The organism is Plantibacter sp. VKM Ac-2885, from assembly GCF_015351205.1.
Classification (GTDB): domain Bacteria; phylum Actinomycetota; class Actinomycetes; order Actinomycetales; family Microbacteriaceae; genus Plantibacter; species Plantibacter auratus.
In genome coordinates this window covers 2,337,706-2,353,500 of record NZ_JADKSK010000001.1, presented here as the reverse complement: position 1 = coordinate 2,353,500, position 15,795 = coordinate 2,337,706, and the positions used below count along the sequence as shown (strand labels likewise).

Sequence of the window (15,795 nt, the reverse complement as noted above, 5' to 3'; positions counted from 1 at the left end):
AGCCTATCGATCGACAGTGGGTCCGGCCGACTCCGCGGGCTTGCGGAGCAGCGCGATGTACATGGCGTCGGTGCCCTGGCGGTGCGGCCAGAGCTGGACCGCGCCACCGGGCGCCGCGGCGTCGAGCGGTTCGGTCGTGACCTGGTCGAGCACCGCGGAGGTGTCGAGTCGCTCCATCCCGGGGTGGGCTCGCAGGGCGCTCTCCACGATCAGTGCCGTCTCGCCGACGTGCGGCGAGCACGTCACGTACGCCACGATCCCGCCGGGAGCGAGCGCGGTGATGGCGGCGTCGAGCAGTGAGCCCTGCAGTCGGGTCAGTTCGGAGACGTCCTTCGGGGTCTTGCGCCACCTCGCCTCCGGGCGTCGTCGCAGTGCGCCGAGCCCGGTGCACGGGGCGTCGAGGAGGATGCGGTCGTAGGTCCCGGGATGCTCCGCAGCGAGCTTCGTGCCGTCGGCGGTCGAGACCGACACGTCGAGCGGGACACCTGCGAGGGCGCGTTCCACGAGACGGGCCCTCGCGGGGACCAGTTCGTTCGCGTCGAGACGTGCCTCCCCGGCGAGGGCTTCGGCTGCGAGCAGCGCCGCCTTGCCACCCGGCCCCGCGCAGAGGTCGAGCCATCGCTCGCCGGGCCGCACCGGTACCGCCCGCGTCAGCGCGAGCGCGGCGAGCTGCGAGCCCTCGTCCTGGACGCGGAGGCGCCCGCCGCCGGTCCCGACGAGTTGGACCGGGTCGCCGCCGGGGCTCCGGAAGCCGTACGGGGAGAAGCGGTTCGGCTCGGCGTCCTCGGGCCGGTCGGCGAGCCCTGGGAGCGCGATGAGGTTCACCTGTGGGGCGAGGTTGTCCGCGGCCAGCGCCTCCTCGAGTTCGTCGCCGCGGTCCTGCAGGTCGAGCGCCTGTCTGATGGCCCGAACGACCCACGACGGGTGGGCGGTGCTCACGGCCAGGCGATCGGTGTCGTTCGTGACCTCACCGAGCAGGATCCGCTCCCACTCGGCGGGTTCGGTCCGCGAGATGGTGCGGAGGACACCGTTGGTGAAGCCGGCCGCCGACCGCGAACCGGCGGACCGGGCGAGCTCGACCGACTCGTTCACGGCGGCGTGGCCTGCGACGCGCATGGAGAGCAGCTGATGGGCACCGAGCCGCAGGACGTCGAGGATCGCGTCGTCGATCTCGGTCACGGGACGCTTGGCCGCGTGCGCGATGACGCGGTCGTAGTACCCGCGTCGGCGGAGGGTGCCGTACGTCAGCTCGGTCGCGAGGCCGGCATCCGCCGGACTCAACTTCGCCTCGGCCAGCCGGTGCGGCAGGAGGAGGTTCGCGTAGGCGTCCGAGGTGCTGACGGCGTGGATGACGTCGAAGGCCACTCGGCGTGCCGGCTGCACGGTCGCCGAGTCACGCGGCCGGGTGGGACGCTGGCGTCCGCGTCGGGGTTCCTCGTCGCGGGGCCGTCGGTCGCGGCGGCGCTGGCCCTCTGGCTGCTGGCCGCTCACGCGGTGACCAGCCGATCGGTTCCAGCGGACGCACCGCGCCACCAGTCGGCGGCGGGCATCGCCGTGCGCCCGGCCGGCTGCACCTGCAGGAGTTGCAACGGTGTGTCCGCCGTGCCGACCAGGACGAGGCCGTCGACGGACACGATCGTCCCGGGCGCCGGCGGGTCCGTCGGCATCGTCGACACGGGGACGGCGCGGTGCACCTTCAGCCGTGCCTCGTCGAGGAGGGTGAACGCGCCCGGCTCGGGGGTCACCCCGAGGATCTGCGACCACACGTCGGCGACGGGGCGGTCCCAGACGATGCGGCCGTCCTGGCCGTCGAGCTTCGGCGCGAGCGACACCTCGCCCTGCTGCGGGGCCGCGACCGCGGTGCCGGCGGCGATGGCGGCGACGACCTCCGCGGTGAGCGGTGCGCCGAGCTCGGCGAGGCGGTCGAGGAGCTCCCCCGAGGTCTCGCCCTCGCCGATGGGCGTCTCCACGGTCGCGAAGACGTCTCCGGCGTCGAGAGCCGGCACGAGCTGGAAGACCGACGCACCAGTGACCGCGTCTCCGGCCATCACGGACCGCTGGACGGGCGCCGCGCCGCGCCAGGCCGGCAGCAATGAGAAGTGCAGATTGATCCAACCGTGTGCCGGCGCGGACAGGAGGGGTTCACGGACGAGCCCGCCGTACGCGACGATCACGCCGAGTTCCGCACGGAGCGCGACGATCCGCGCGGTCGCGTCGTCGTCGAGCCGTGCAGCGCGGATGACCGGGAGCCCGAGCCGTTCGGCGGCCGCTGCCACCGGCGACGGGGTCAGGACCCGCTTGCGGCCGAGCGGGGCGTCGGGTCGGGTCACGACGGCCGCGATCTCGTGCCCGGCCGAGACGAGGGCGTCGAGCGTCGGGACGGCGACGGCGGGGGTGCCGGCGAAGACCAGCCTCATGCGGTTCGGACTTCGTGGACGGGGTGGATCATGACAGCATCTCCGGATCGTCGAATCGTACTCTGAGTGTAGGCGGGGCTTTCGGTGCCCGCCTGCCGGGCGTCGGCCGTCGACGCTTCGCCGCCTGCGCGACGACGGTCGCCCGCAACTGCTCGGCGACCGCCCTGGCGTGGCCGTAGTCGACCCGCAGGATCGCGACGCTGTCCCCCGCTTCGTCGACGGTCGGGCCGAGCACGCGGCTTCGGTACTCGGCGGGCAGCGCAGTGAGAGCGGCGTCGACGGCGTCGCGGGTGCCGGTGAGGGTCGCGCTCCGGACCGCGGGAGGGAACCCGAGCTCTCGGCGCTCGGCGAGCTCGTCGCTCGCGAACCGCGGTTGCTGCCAGAGGGCGAAGGCGTTCGCCACGGGGGCCTCGACGCCGATCAGGAGCACCGGCGCGCGTGGAGCGGCCAGGGCTGCGGCGTTCGACCACCACCGCAGGCAGTCCTCGGCGACACGGAGCGACTCCCGCGCCAGCATGCGGTCGGCGTCGACCAGGAGGACGGCGGCGTAGCCGCCCGCTGCGACGGGCTCCGCGCCGCGGGTCGCGATCACCAGCGCCGGCTCCGGGCCGACCTCGAACTTGGGGGCGTCGCCGTCCGACACCACGACCCGGTACCGGGGGAACGCCCGGCCCAGTTCCTCGGCGGTCCGGCCGGTGCCGGCGGCCGTGACGCGGAACGCGGTGTCGTGGCAGGTCTCGCACGACCACCCTGCCGCGAGGTGACCGCACCACCGGCAGGAGGGCTGCGAACGGGCTGTGGCGAGTTGGAGTGGACCGTGGCACACCGAGCAGTGGGCCCTCGTCCCGCACCGTCGACAGGCGAGGTGCGGCGCGTACCCCGGCCGCGCGACCTGGACCAGCACGGGTCCGTGATGCAGCGCCTCGTCGACCGCGCGCCAGGCGCTCGACGGGATCCTCGCCTGGCTCGTCATGGCGTCGTCGCCGCTCGCCCGGGACACGACGACTCTCGGTCGTACCGGCGGGGTCGGTCCGACCTCGCGCAGCCAGCCGAGTTCGACGAGTCGCTGGGTCTCGGTGCTGCGCGAGTGCGCCGCGAAGACGAGTGCGGAGCCGCTCATCTCCTGCCGGGTCAGCGCGACGTCGCGGGCGTGCACATAGGGGGCGAGCTGTTCCTGGTGGAGGGGGTCGCCGTCATCCCAGAGGGCGATGAGTCCGAGGTCGTGCGCCGGTGCATAGACGGCCGACCGGTTGCCGACGACGATCCGGGGCACCGGATGCAGTCCGTCCAGGTAGGAGCGGTAGCGAGCAGCCGGGGTCTGCTTGGCGTCGGCCCTCGCGACCGCGGCACTGACGCCGAGGTCGTCGAGCGCCGCCAGGAGGTGTTCGACGTCCCGGTAGTCGGGGACGCACAGGATCGCACTCCTCCCCTCGGACAGCTGGTTCACGGCGAGAGCCGCCAGCGTGAAGGACCAGTCGGGGAGCCATACGCCCGCGCTCGTCGCGGTCAGGGTGGGGATCGCGCTGACCGCGTACCGCTCCCCCGGCGCGAGACGGTCGAGGGTGCCGGGGGCGAACCCCGGGACGGTGCGCCGCTCGACCGACGGAGGCTCCGGCGGGGTCGCGGCCGCCCAGGTCTTCTCCACCCGGACCTGTCGCGGCGGGATGGCGAGACGCAGCACGTCCATCGCGCTGCCGGCGCTGCGATCCGCGACACGGCGAGCGAGCGTCCACAGGGTCGGGGTCAGGACCGGTACCGACGACACGACCGAGCTCAGCGGGCTGAGCGCCCCGCCGAACTCGCTCGAGTCGGCGAGGTCCACGATGAACCCGTTCGCCGACCGTCCGGCCGAGCGCAACGGCACCGAGACGCGCGCGCCGAGCACGGCGTCGTCGGCCAGTTCGTCGGGGATGGCGTAGTCGAACAGGTGGTCGAGCTGTGGCAACGGGGAGTCGAGTACCACCCTGGCGACCCTCGCGCCGATCACGGCTACAGCCCGGCTGCTGACCGCAACGCCTCCACCCGGTCGAGACGCTCCCACGTGAAGTCAGGGAGCTCGCGGCCGAAGTGCCCGTACGCCGCCGTGGCGGCGTAGATGGGGCGGATGAGGTCGAGGTCGGCGATGATCGCGGCCGGACGGAGGTCGAAGACGTCGCGGATCGCGCGCGTGATGTCCGCCTCCGGCACGTGGGCCGTCCCGAAGGTCTCGACGTAGAGTCCGACCGGCGCGGCCTTGCCGATGGCGTAGGCGACCTGCACCTCGAGACGTTCGGCGAATCCGGCGGCGACCGCGTTCTTCGCCACCCAGCGCATGGCGTATGCGGCCGAGCGGTCCACCTTCGACGGGTCCTTCCCGCTGAAGGCCCCACCGCCGTGTCGAGCCGCTCCGCCGTAGGTGTCGATGATGATCTTGCGTCCGGTGAGCCCGGCGTCGCCCATCGGGCCACCGACGACGAAGATGCCGGTCGGGTTGATCAGGTGCGTCACGTTCGAGCTGTCGAGGTCGACCGTCGCGAGGACCGGTTCGATGACGTGACGCTGGACGTCGCGACGGAGCTGCTCCGTGGAGACACCCGGATTGTGTTGCGTGGAGACCACGACCGTCTCCACGGTCTTCGGGAGGAAGCCGTCGTACCCGATGGTGACCTGGGTCTTGCCGTCCGGGCGCAGGTAGTCGAGCTGGCCGGACTTGCGGACCTCGGCGAGTCGCTCGGCGAGACGGTGCGCGATCCAGCTGGGCAGCGGCATGTACTGCGGCGTCTCGGTGGTCGCGAACCCGAACATGATGCCCTGGTCGCCGGCGCCCTGGAGGTCGTAGGCGTCGACGCTGGACTGCTCGCGGGACTCGAAGGCATGGTCGACTCCGGCGGCGATGTCGGCGGACTGCGAGCCGATCGACACGCTCACGCCGCAGGAGTCGCCGTCGAATCCGATGTCGGACGAGGTGTAGCCGATGGACCGGATGCGCTCGCGGACGATCGTCGGGATGTCGACGTAGCCGCTCGTGGAGACCTCACCGGCGACATGGACCAGCCCGGTGGTCACAAGCGTCTCGACGGCGACTCGACTGCGCGGATCCACCTCGAGGAGCGCGTCGAGGATGCTGTCCGAGATCTGGTCGCAGATCTTGTCGGGGTGCCCCTCGGTCACGGATTCGGAGGTGAACAGGCGCAGCTCGGTCATGCGGTCTCCCGTCGGAAGTGGTGATGCGATGGTGGAGGGATCGGCCGTCGTGGTGTTCCGGGGCCCGACCGTTGATCACTCTAGTCGAGGCCTCGGACACGTCGTCCGCCTGTGACGCAGGGCGTCGCGGTGGTGGGAACGGGCCCGACACGACGAATCCGCCGGTCGTCTGGCGCCCGGCGGATTCGTCGTGGTGAAGCGTTATTCGGCGATCGGCTTGATCTGGAGCTTGTCCTCGTTGATCTCGTGCATCGCGATCGAGAGCGGCTTGTCCTCGACGGACGAGTCGACCAGCGGCCCGACGTTGTCGAACAGGCTGCCCTCGTGGAGGTCGGCGTAGTAGTCGTTGATCTGGCGCGCGCGCTTGGACGCGAAGATCACGAGTGCGTACTTGGACTCGACCTTGGTGAGCAGGGAGTCGATGGGCGGGTCGATGATGCCCTTGAGCTTGTCAGCCATGCAGGTTCACACTCCTCGTGTGGTTGTGTTCGGGGAAGATCGGATCGATGCAGGGTGCGCGTCGGACGTCAATCCCCGTGAATCTTCATCAAGTCTACGACCTCTTGGGCCGCGCGGGCCACGTCGTCGTTGATGACACGGTGGTCGAACTCGTCCGCGGCGGCCAGTTCGACCTTCGCGGTGCGCAGTCGGCGCTCCCGTTCCTCCTCGTCCTCGGTGCCCCGTCCGACCAGTCGACGGACGAGTTCGTCCCAGTTCGGCGGCAGCAGGAACACCAGGGTCGCCTCCGGCATCGCCTCCCGGACCTGCCTGGCACCCTGGATGTCGATCTCGAGCAACGCGCTGTCGCCGGCCGCGAGCGCTCGCTCGATCGGCTCGCGTGGCGTGCCGTAGCGGTACGCGTTGTGGACCGTGGCGTGCTCCAGCAGGCGGTCGCCCTCGATGAGGCCGTCGAACTCGTCGTCGGTCACGAAGTAGTAGTTCACCTCGTGCTGCTCCCCCGGCCGGGGCTTGCGTGTCGTGGCCGAGACGGAGAGGTGGACCTCCGGGTAGTGGTCGCGGATGTAGGCGGCCACCGTCCCCTTGCCGACGGCCGTCGGGCCGGCGAGCACGACGAGTCGGCTGCGCGCGGTGCCCGGGTAGCGTTCGGCGATGAAGGCGCGGAGGCGATCCCGCTGCAGTCGGCCGAGACCGCCGAGGCGCTTGACCGAGGAGATGCCGAGCGATTCGAGGATCCGCCCCAGTTTGGTGACGCCGACACTCGGGATGCTGAGGAGGTACTCGGTGATGCGGATGCCGCCCTCGATGCCGTCCGGATCGGCGGTCGCGGCGTCGAGCACCTCCAACGGGGTGCGGGCGCCGGAGGCGATGGACGCCTTGACGGTCGCGCGGGCGCGGCGCTTGCGAACGGCCTCACGTGAGGCGGCGGCCCGGTCGACCTCCGGCATGTTCCTGCCGGGCTGGTCCTGCTCCTGGTCAACCACGGGCGCTCCTCACGGCTGCGACGGAACGTTCGACGGCGTCCGCGATCCCCGAGGGTCCGGCGGCGAGGATGCTCCGGGACTCGGAGACGATGACACCCGGTGCGAGGTCGCCGTAGATGGATCCGAGGTCGGCGACCGCAGCTCCCTGGTGGCCGAAGCCGGGTGCCAGGATCGGGAGCGTGGTCGTCGGCGGTACCTCCGTCAGGCCGAACTCCTCGAGACGGAGCGTGGCTCCGATGACCGCACCGATCGAACCGGTCGCCCCGGGGTGGTGCCGTGCGTTCCAGTGGTCGATCTCGTCGAGCATCGACGCCGCGACGGTGAGGCCGGCCCTGTCCTCGGCGAGCTGGACGTCGCGACCCTCCGGGTTCGAGGTCGCCGTCAGCACGAACACGCCCTTGCCGTGCTGCTCGGCGAGCTCGAGTGCCGGCTGCAGTGAGCCGAAGCCGAGATAGGGGTTCACGGTGAGGGCGTCGACCTCCAGCGGTGAACCGGGGGTCAGCCACGCGTCGGCATAGCCCTCCATGCTCGTCCCGATCTCACCGCGCTTGGCGTCGCCGATCACGAGGAGCCCGGCGTCGCGTGCCGCGGCGAGGACCCCTTCGAGGGCGATGTACCCGGCCGACCCGAACCGTTCGAAGAACGCCACCTGCGGCTTGACGATCCCGGCGCGACCGGCTGCGGCTTCGACGACGGCGAGGCCGAAGGCCCCCGCGCCGGCGGCGGTGTCGGGCAGTCCCCACGCCTCGAGCAGGAAGCGGTGCGGATCGATGCCGACGCAGAGTCGGCCCGACCGGACGAAGACCTCGTCCAGTCGGGTTCCGAACGAAGCCGTCACGAGCGCGCAGCCCGATCGAGTGCGTACTCCTGGAGCGAGCGGACCTCGAAGCCCCCGCCGAGCGCCTCGAAGGAGCCGACCGCGGCGGTGAGCTGCGCGATCGTCGTGAAGAGCGGCTTGTCGGCCGCGACGGCGGCCGCGCGGATCTCGTAGCCGTCCGCGCGAGCCGACCGGCCACTCGGGGTGTTGATGACCATGTCGACCTCGTCGCGGTTGATCAGGTCGACGATCGAGTCGTCCTCGCCCGCGGCCGTGGTCTCGCTGTACTTGCGCACCGTCCGGGCACTGATGCCGTTCCGGTTCAGCACCTCGGCCGTGCCGTCGGTCGCGAGGATGTCGAACCCGAGCTGCTGGAGGCGCAGCACCGGCAGGATGATCGAACGCTTGTCGCGGTCGGAGACCGAGACGAACACCGTTCCGCTCGACGGCAGGCCGCCGTAGGCCGCCTCCTGGCTCTTCGCGAACGCGCGCGGGAAGTCCTTGTCGATGCCCATCACCTCGCCGGTGGAGCGCATCTCCGGGCCGAGCACGCTGTCGACGATCTGGCCGTCCTTCGTGCGGAAGCGCTTGAAGGGCAGCACGGCCTCCTTGACCGACACCGGGGAGTCGATCGGGACCCGGGATCCGTCGACCGGGGGCAGGAGCCCGGAGTCCTTGAGCTCGGCGACCGTCGCGCCGGTCATGATGAGTGATGCGGCCTTCGCCAGCGGGATGCCGAGCGCCTTCGACACGAACGGCACCGTGCGGGACGCACGCGGGTTCGCCTCGATGACGTAGAGGATGCCGGCGCCGATCGCGAACTGGACGTTCAGCAGACCACGCACGCCGATCCCCTGGGCGATCGCGAGCGTCGCGTTCCGCACCCGGTCGATCTCGGCGCGACCGAGCGAGACGGGCGGCAGGGTGCAGCTCGAGTCGCCCGAGTGGATACCGGCCTCCTCGATGTGCTCCATGACGCCACCGATGTAGAGCTCCTCGCCGTCGAACAGGGCGTCGACGTCGATCTCGATCGCGTCGTCGAGGAAGTGGTCGACGAGCAACGGCTGGGCCGGGCCAACGATGCCCTGGTCCTCGATGCGCACGAAGTAGTCCGTGAGCGAGGCGCTGTCGTAGATGATCTCCATGCCGCGTCCGCCGAGCACGAAGCTCGGGCGGACGAGGACCGGGTAGCCGATCTCCTCGGCGACGCGCAGCGCACCCTCGATCTCCACCGCGGTCCCGTTCTTCGGTGCGACGAGGCCGGCGGCGTCCAGGATCTCCTGGAACTGGCCGCGCTCCTCGGCGAGGTCGATGGCGGTCGGCGTGGTGCCGAGGATCGGGACGCCTGCGGCCTCCAGACCCTTCGCGAGCCCGAGCGCCGTCTGGCCGCCGAGCTGGACGACGACACCGACGAGTTCGCCCGACTCGCTCTCGGCGTGGATGACCTCGAGGACGTCCTCGAGCGTGAGCGGCTCGAAGTAGAGTCGGTCGCTCGTGTCGTAGTCCGTCGAGACGGTCTCGGGGTTGCAGTTGATCATGATGGTCTCGAAGCCGGCGGCCTGCAGCGCGAAGGACGCGTGCACGCAGGAGTAGTCGAACTCGATGCCTTGGCCGATGCGGTTCGGGCCGGACCCGAGGATGACCACCTTGCGGCGGTCGCTCGCGACCACCTCGGTCTCCGTGTCGTAGCTCGAGTAGTGGTACGGGGTGAGCGCCGGGAACTCGCCGGCGCACGTGTCGACCGTCTTGTAGACCGGGCGGACACCGAGGATGTGCCGGACCTCGCGCACCTCCTGCTCGCCGAACCCGCGCAGCTGACCGATCTGCGCGTCCGAGAAGCCGTGGTTCTTCGCGGTACGGAGCACCTCGGTGTCGAGGCGTTCCGCCGCGGCGATCCAGTCGGCGACGTCGTTGATCAGGACGATCTGGTCGATGAACCACGGGTCGATCTTGGTGGCCTCGAAGACCTGCTCGGCGGTGGCACCCTTACGGAGCGCCTGCTGCACGACGACGATGCGGCCGTCGGTCGGGGTCTTCATGACCTCGAGCAGTTCCTCGACGCTGCGGGACTCGTCGCCCCAGTGGAAGCTGGAACCGCGCTTCTCGAGCGACCGCAGCGCCTTCTGCAGGGCGGTGGCGTAGTTGCGTCCGATGGCCATCGCCTCACCCACCGACTTCATGGTGGTCGTGAGCGTCGGGTCGGCGGCGGGGAACTTCTCGAACGCGAAGCGCGGGACCTTCACGACGACGTAGTCGAGCGTGGGCTCGAAGCTCGCGGGCGTGACCTTCGTGATGTCGTTCGGGATCTCGTCGAGGCGGTACCCGATGGCCAGCTTCGCCGCGATCTTCGCGATCGGGAAGCCGGTCGCCTTCGAGGCGAGGGCACTCGAGCGGGAGACGCGCGGGTTCATCTCGATGACGATGATGCGGCCGTCGGCCGGATCGACCGCGAACTGGATGTTGCAGCCGCCGGTGTCGACGCCGACCGCGCGGATGATGTCGATACCGATGTCGCGGAGCTTCTGGTACTCGCGGTCCGTCAGCGTCAGGGCGGGGGCCACCGTGATCGAGTCCCCGGTGTGCACGCCGACCGGGTCGACGTTCTCGATCGAGCAGACGACGACGGTGTTGTCGGCCGTGTCGCGCATGAGCTCGAGCTCGTACTCCTTCCAGCCGAGGATCGACTCCTCGAGGAGCACCTCGGTCGTCGGGCTCTGGTGGAGGCCGTCACCGACGATCCGGCGGAGCTCCGTCTCGGTGTACGCGAAGCCCGAGCCGAGGCCGCCCATGGTGAACGACGGGCGCACGACCAGCGGGTAGCCGAGGTCCTCGGCGTAGCCGACGGCCTCCTCGACCGTGTGGGCGATGTAGGAGCGGGCCACGTCCGCGCCCGCGTCGAGCACGAGCTGCTTGAAGATCTGGCGGTCCTCGCCCTTGTTGATCGCCTCGAAGTTCGCGCCGATGAGCTCGACGTCGTACTTCTCGAGGATGCCGTGCTCGTGCAGCTGGATCGCGGCGTTCAACGCCGTCTGTCCGCCGAGGGTCGGCAGGATCGCGTCGGGCTTCTCCTTCGCGATGATCGTCTCGATGACCTGCCAGGTGATCGGCTCGACGTAGGTCGCGTCGGCGAAGTCGGGGTCGGTCATGATGGTCGCCGGGTTCGAGTTGACGAGGATGACGCGGACGCCCTCCTCGCGCAGCACGCGGCATGCCTGGGTGCCCGAGTAGTCGAACTCGGCGGCCTGCCCGATGACGATCGGCCCGGAGCCGATGACGAGGACGCTGTTGATGTCGTCGCGCTTGGGCACTAGTTGTTCTCCTTGGTGCTGGAAGTGGTGGCGTGGCCGGTCACGAGGTCGCGGAACCGGTCGAACAGGTAGACCGCGTCGTGCGGACCCGAGGCGGACTCGGGGTGGTACTGGACCGAGAACGCGGGGATGTCGATGCAGTTGATACCCTCGACGACCTCGTCGTTCAGGCTGTAGTGGCTGACCTCCGCGAGGCCGAACCCGGCGGGCGTCTCGTGGCGGCCCTCGATCGGCAGGTCGACCGCGAAACCGTGGTTCTGCGAGGTGATCTCCACCCGACCGGTCGCCTTGTCGAGGACCGGCTGGTTGATCCCGCGGTGACCGAACGGCAGCTTGTAGGTCTCGAAGCCGAGCGCGCGGCCGAGCAGCTGGTTGCCGAAGCAGATGCCGAAGTACGGCACGCCCGCGCGGAGCACGTCCTGCAGGAGGGCGACGTGCGCGTCGCTCGCAGCCGGGTCACCGGGGCCGTTGGAGAAGAACAGGGCGGACGGTTCGAGCGCGAGGACCTCGCTCGAGGTCACCGACTGCGGCAGCACCACGACGTCGAAGCCGCGAGCGGCGAGGTGGTTGAGCGTCGACGTCTTGACGCCGAGGTCGAGGACCGCGACGGAACCGACGCGCTCGCCCACCGCCGGCACGGTGTACTGCTCGGTCGTGGAGACCTGGCTCGACAGGTTCAGACCGGCCATCTGCGCGCCGGCCCGGACGAGACTGAGCTGCTCGGCGCCGGACAGTTCGAAGTCCTCGCCGGAGAACACGCCGCCGCGCATGGAACCGGCGGAACGGATGTGCCGGGTCACCGCGCGGGTGTCGATGCCGCTGATGCCCACGACGCCATCCTGGACGAGTTCGTCGTCGAGCGAGCGGTCCGCTCGGAAGTTCGAGACGACGCGCGACGCGTCACGCACCACGTATCCGGCGACCCAGACGCGTGCGGACTCCATGTCCTCGCGGTTGACACCGGTGTTGCCGATGTGCGGCGCGGTCATCAGGACGATCTGTCCGGCGTAGGACGGGTCGGTCAGCGTCTCCTGGTAGCCGGTCATGCCGGTGGCGAAGACGACCTCGCCGAGCGTGCGGCCGGTCGCGCCGTAGGCGTGCCCGACGTAGCGGTTGCCGTCCTCGAGGACGAGCACCGCTGGACTGGGTGGGGTGAAGGAGGTCATGGTCAAGCCCTCTCGTGAGGCGGTGGGGTGGAGTCGTCGGCCGAGGTGATGTCGGCGACGGTGTCTGGGGTGCCGGTCGGCCGGAGTCCGGCGTCCGCGGCGGGGATGAGGCTCGTGACGGTGTCGATGATGCGGGCGCGGTCCGCCTGCTCGAGGACGCGGAAGGTGCTGTCCGCGATCACCGTCGGGACGGGGCGCCAGCTCAGGCGGATGAGCCCGCCCGGCTCGACGACCCGGTCGATCGTGAGGTTGGTCTGGTCGACGCCGACGATGCTCGCCGCCGGGATGAACGTCGGCCGCTCCCCCGGGACGTCGACGACGACTCCGGCGGCACCGAGCTCGAGCGTGACCCGGGATCGGTAGCGCAGTCCCTGCAACGCCAGCCGTTCGAGCGGCTGGTCGTGCTTCGACGTCGCGACGTAGAGGACCTCGACCGTCAGTGACGGGACCGGCCGCGGGTCGGGGAGCTCCGCGAGGGGACCGACCTGGGCGTCGCGCGCGACGCGGCGTCGCCAGGCGAGGGCCATGAGGGCGAGGATGCCGAGGAGGACGAGGGCGACGAGGACGGCCGCGAGGATCCGCCCGTCCATCAGTGCTCGACCTCCGCGGATCGCGCGGCGCGGCGTGCTGCGGTCGCGACCTGCTCCGTCGGGAGCACGGTGCCGTCCAGGACGGTCGCGTAGCCCCGGTGGAAGGTGGCGACGACGCGGCCGGGCAGCTCCAGGCCGAGGTAGGGCGAGTTCACGCCCTTGCCGGCCAGGTCAGCCGTGCCGAACGGACGGGTGGCGGCGGTGTCGTAGAGCACGACCTCCGCCGGAGCGCCGGCCTCGATCGAAGCCCCCTGCCCGGTGATCCGTCCGATCCTCGCCGGCGTCGCCGAGAGCACCCGGGCGACGTCGTTCCAGTCCAGGAGCCCGGTCGCGACCATCGACGCGTGCACGACGGAGAGGGCGGACTCGAGGCCCACCATGCCGTTCGCGGCGGCGTCCCACTCGCAGTCCTTGGCCTCGACCGGGTGCGGTGCGTGGTCCGTCGCGACGATGTCGATCGTGCCGTCTGCGAGGGCCTCGCGCAGCGCCTGGACGTCCTCGGCGCGTCGCAGGGGCGGGTTCACCTTGTACCGGGCGTCGTAGCTCGCCACCAGCTCCTCCGTGAGCAGCAGGTGGTGCGGCGTGACCTCGGCCGTGACGGGGATGCCCCGAGCCTTCGCCCAGCGGATGACGTCGACGGAACCGGCCGTCGAGACGTGGCAGATGTGGAGGCGGGAACCCACGTGCTCGGCGAGGAGCACGTCGCGGGCGATGATCGACTCCTCAGCGACAGCCGGCCACCCGGTGAGCCCGAGTTCGCCGGAGAGGGCGCCCTCGTTCATCTGCGCACCGACGGTGAGCCGGGGCTCCTGTGCGTGCTGGGCGATCACGCCGTCGAAGGCCTTCACGTACTCCAGCGCACGGCGCATGAGCAGCGGGTCGGACACGCAGAGGCCGTCGTCCGAGAAGACCCGGACCTTGGCACGCGAGGAGGCCATGGCGCCGAGTTCGGCGAGTCGTTCCCCGGCGAGTCCGACCGTCACGGCACCGATCGGCTGCACCGTGGCGTAGCCGGCGCGTTCACCGAGCGACTGCTCCTGCTCGACGACCCCGGCCGTGTCCGCCACCGGCGAGGTGTTGGCCATCGCGAACACCGCGGTGAAGCCGCCGGCGGCTGCGGCACGCGTGCCGGTGAGCACCGTCTCGCTCTGCTCGAACCCGGGTTCCCGGAGATGCGTGTGGAGGTCGACGAGCCCGGGGAGAGCGAGGAGGCCGTCTGCATCGACGACGGTCGCGCCGACGGCGCTCAGCCCGGAGCCGCGTTCCGCGATCCGTCCGTCGCGCAGGAGGAGGTCGGTGCGCGTCCCGTCGGCGAGCGTCGCTCCGGTGATCAGGGTGACGTCGTGGTTCGAAGTGGGCTCAGACACGGGTGGATTCCTCTCGATCGCCGGACAGCAGCAGGTACAACGCGGCCATCCGGACCGACACCCCGTTGGCGACCTGTTCGAGGACGGTCGACCGGGGTGAGTCGGCTGCCCCGGACGAGATCTCCAGACCGCGGTTCATCGGCCCGGGGTGCATGACAATGCTAGCCGGATCGAGGCGGGCGAGCCGCTCGTCGTCGAGCCCCCAGCGCCTGGAATACTCCCGGCTGTTCGGGAAAAAGGCGGCGTGCATGCGTTCGGACTGGATCCGGAGCATCATCAGCACGTCGGGACGCTGGGCGATCGCGTCGTCCAGGTCGTAGCGGACGGTTGCCGGCCAGGGGCCGAGGTCCACCGGAAGCAGTGTCGGCGGGGCGACGAGGGTCACCTCGGCGCCGAGCGTGTCGAGCAGCCAGACGTTCGATCGGGCGACCCGGGAATGCAGGATGTCGCCGACGATCGTCACCGCCACCCCGTCGAGCGCGCGACCGCGGGACCGCTCGCCGTGGAGGCGCTTGCGCATCGTGAACGCGTCCAGGAGGGCCTGCGTCGGGTGCTCGTGCGTCCCGTCCCCCGCGTTCAGGATGCCGGCGTCGATCCAGCCGCTGTCGGCGAGGGTCTGCGGCGCACCGGAGGCGGAGTGTCGGATCACGACGGCGTCGGCGTGCATCGCGGCGAGGGTCTGTGCGGTGTCCTTCAGGCTCTCGCCCTTCGAGACGCTCGACCCCTTCGCGCTGAAGGTGATGACGTCGGCGGAGAGTCGCTTCGCGGCAGCCTCGAACGAGATGCGCGTGCGGGTCGAGTCCTCGAAGAAGAGGTTGACGACCGTCTTCCCACGGAGGGTCGGGAGCTTGCGGACCTCACGGAACTGCGTCTCGGCCATGTCCTCCGCGACGTCGAGGATCTCGATCGCCTCGTCGCGGGTGAGGGTCTTCGTCGACAGCAGGTGCCTCATTCGCCGCTCCCCTCGATCGTCACCGAGTCGTCACCGTCGAACTCCGTGAGCCGGACGAAGATGCGTTCCGCCTGCGAGGAGGGCAGGTTCTTCCCCACGAAGTCGGGTCGGATCGGGAGCTCGCGGTGCCCGCGGTCGACGAGCGCGGCGAGCCGCACGACGCGCGGGCGGCCCAGGTCGGTCAGGGCGTCGAGGGCGGCGCGGATCGTGCGTCCCGAGTACAGGACGTCGTCGACGAGGACGACCGTGCGCCCGTCGATCCCCTGTGGCGGCAGCGTCGTGGGTTGCGGTGCACGGGTCGGGTTCTTCGCCAGGTCGTCGCGGTACATCGTGACGTCGAGTGCACCCGAGACGATGGTCGCGCCCGAGATCGAGGAGATCGTGGCGGCGATCCGCTTCGCGAGGATGACTCCGCGCGTCGGGATGCCCAGGATCACGAGGTCGTCTGCTCCGCGGTTGGACTCGAGGATCTCGTGGGAGATCCGAGTCAACGCCCGCGCGATGTCAGCTTCGTGCAGCACGGTACGTGCGCTCATCGCCGACTCCCTTCTCC

12 protein-coding genes and 1 pseudogene are annotated in these 15,795 nt (G+C 70.6%); all 13 read right to left on the bottom strand.

What is annotated here, in order from left to right:
• Positions 1-3: 3 nt before the first annotated feature.
• Positions 4-1,491, bottom strand: coding sequence for an RsmB/NOP family class I SAM-dependent RNA methyltransferase (locus ITJ66_RS11260; protein WP_370582624.1), 1,488 nt, complete (start codon positions 1,489-1,491; stop codon positions 4-6).
• On the bottom strand, positions 1,488-2,417 hold the full coding sequence (gene fmt / locus ITJ66_RS11255) for a methionyl-tRNA formyltransferase (protein ID WP_194644616.1): 930 nt from the start codon (positions 2,415-2,417) through the stop codon (positions 1,488-1,490). Before fmt ends, ITJ66_RS11260 begins: the two co-directional genes overlap by 4 nt.
• Positions 2,418-2,445: 28 nt before the next feature.
• Positions 2,446-4,380 carry a primosomal protein N' gene (locus tag ITJ66_RS11250; protein ID WP_370582623.1) on the bottom strand — a complete coding sequence of 645 codons (1,935 nt, stop codon included), beginning with the start codon at positions 4,378-4,380 and terminating at the stop codon, positions 2,446-2,448.
• A gap of 26 nt (positions 4,381-4,406) precedes the next feature.
• Positions 4,407-5,600 carry a methionine adenosyltransferase gene (metK, locus tag ITJ66_RS11245; protein WP_192017946.1) on the bottom strand — a complete coding sequence of 398 codons (1,194 nt, stop codon included), beginning with the start codon at positions 5,598-5,600 and terminating at the stop codon, positions 4,407-4,409.
• A 201-nt stretch (positions 5,601-5,801) separates the two neighbouring features.
• Entirely contained in the window at positions 5,802-6,059 is a 258-nt protein-coding gene (gene rpoZ / locus ITJ66_RS11240) for a DNA-directed RNA polymerase subunit omega (protein ID WP_056005756.1), read from the bottom strand.
• 68 nt (positions 6,060-6,127) lie between these two features.
• Positions 6,128-7,006, bottom strand: a complete 879-nt coding sequence (gene gmk / locus ITJ66_RS11235; protein ID WP_194644834.1) for a guanylate kinase — start codon at positions 7,004-7,006, stop codon at positions 6,128-6,130.
• A gap of 28 nt (positions 7,007-7,034) precedes the next feature.
• Positions 7,035-7,880, bottom strand: a complete 846-nt coding sequence (gene pyrF, locus ITJ66_RS11230; RefSeq protein WP_194644614.1) for an orotidine-5'-phosphate decarboxylase — start codon at positions 7,878-7,880, stop codon at positions 7,035-7,037.
• The gene (gene carB / locus ITJ66_RS11225; protein ID WP_086473290.1) at positions 7,877-11,167 is read right to left on the bottom strand and encodes a carbamoyl-phosphate synthase large subunit; all 3,291 of its coding nucleotides are present in this window, start codon (positions 11,165-11,167) and stop codon (positions 7,877-7,879) included. The genes pyrF and carB overlap by 4 nt, the downstream gene beginning before the upstream one ends.
• Positions 11,167-12,333 (bottom strand): glutamine-hydrolyzing carbamoyl-phosphate synthase small subunit, encoded by a 1,167-nt coding sequence (gene carA / locus ITJ66_RS11220; RefSeq protein ID WP_194644613.1) that lies wholly within the window; start codon positions 12,331-12,333, stop codon positions 11,167-11,169. The genes carB and carA overlap by 1 nt, the downstream gene beginning before the upstream one ends.
• 2 nt (positions 12,334-12,335) lie before the next feature.
• The gene (locus ITJ66_RS11215) at positions 12,336-12,923 is read right to left on the bottom strand and encodes a hypothetical protein (RefSeq protein ID WP_194644612.1); all 588 of its coding nucleotides are present in this window, start codon (positions 12,921-12,923) and stop codon (positions 12,336-12,338) included.
• Complete coding sequence (locus ITJ66_RS11210; RefSeq protein ID WP_370582622.1) at positions 12,923-14,290, bottom strand: dihydroorotase; 1,368 nt, start codon at positions 14,288-14,290, stop codon at positions 12,923-12,925. Before ITJ66_RS11210 ends, ITJ66_RS11215 begins: the two co-directional genes overlap by 1 nt.
• On the bottom strand, positions 14,283-15,242 hold the full coding sequence (locus ITJ66_RS11205; RefSeq protein WP_071260160.1) for an aspartate carbamoyltransferase catalytic subunit: 960 nt from the start codon (positions 15,240-15,242) through the stop codon (positions 14,283-14,285). Before ITJ66_RS11205 ends, ITJ66_RS11210 begins: the two co-directional genes overlap by 8 nt.
• Positions 15,239-15,784: pseudogene (pyrR, locus tag ITJ66_RS11200) on the bottom strand (bifunctional pyr operon transcriptional regulator/uracil phosphoribosyltransferase PyrR); the annotation flags it as partial. The pseudogene pyrR and the gene ITJ66_RS11205, both read right to left, overlap by 4 nt.
• Between the last annotated feature and the right edge of the window lie 11 nt (positions 15,785-15,795).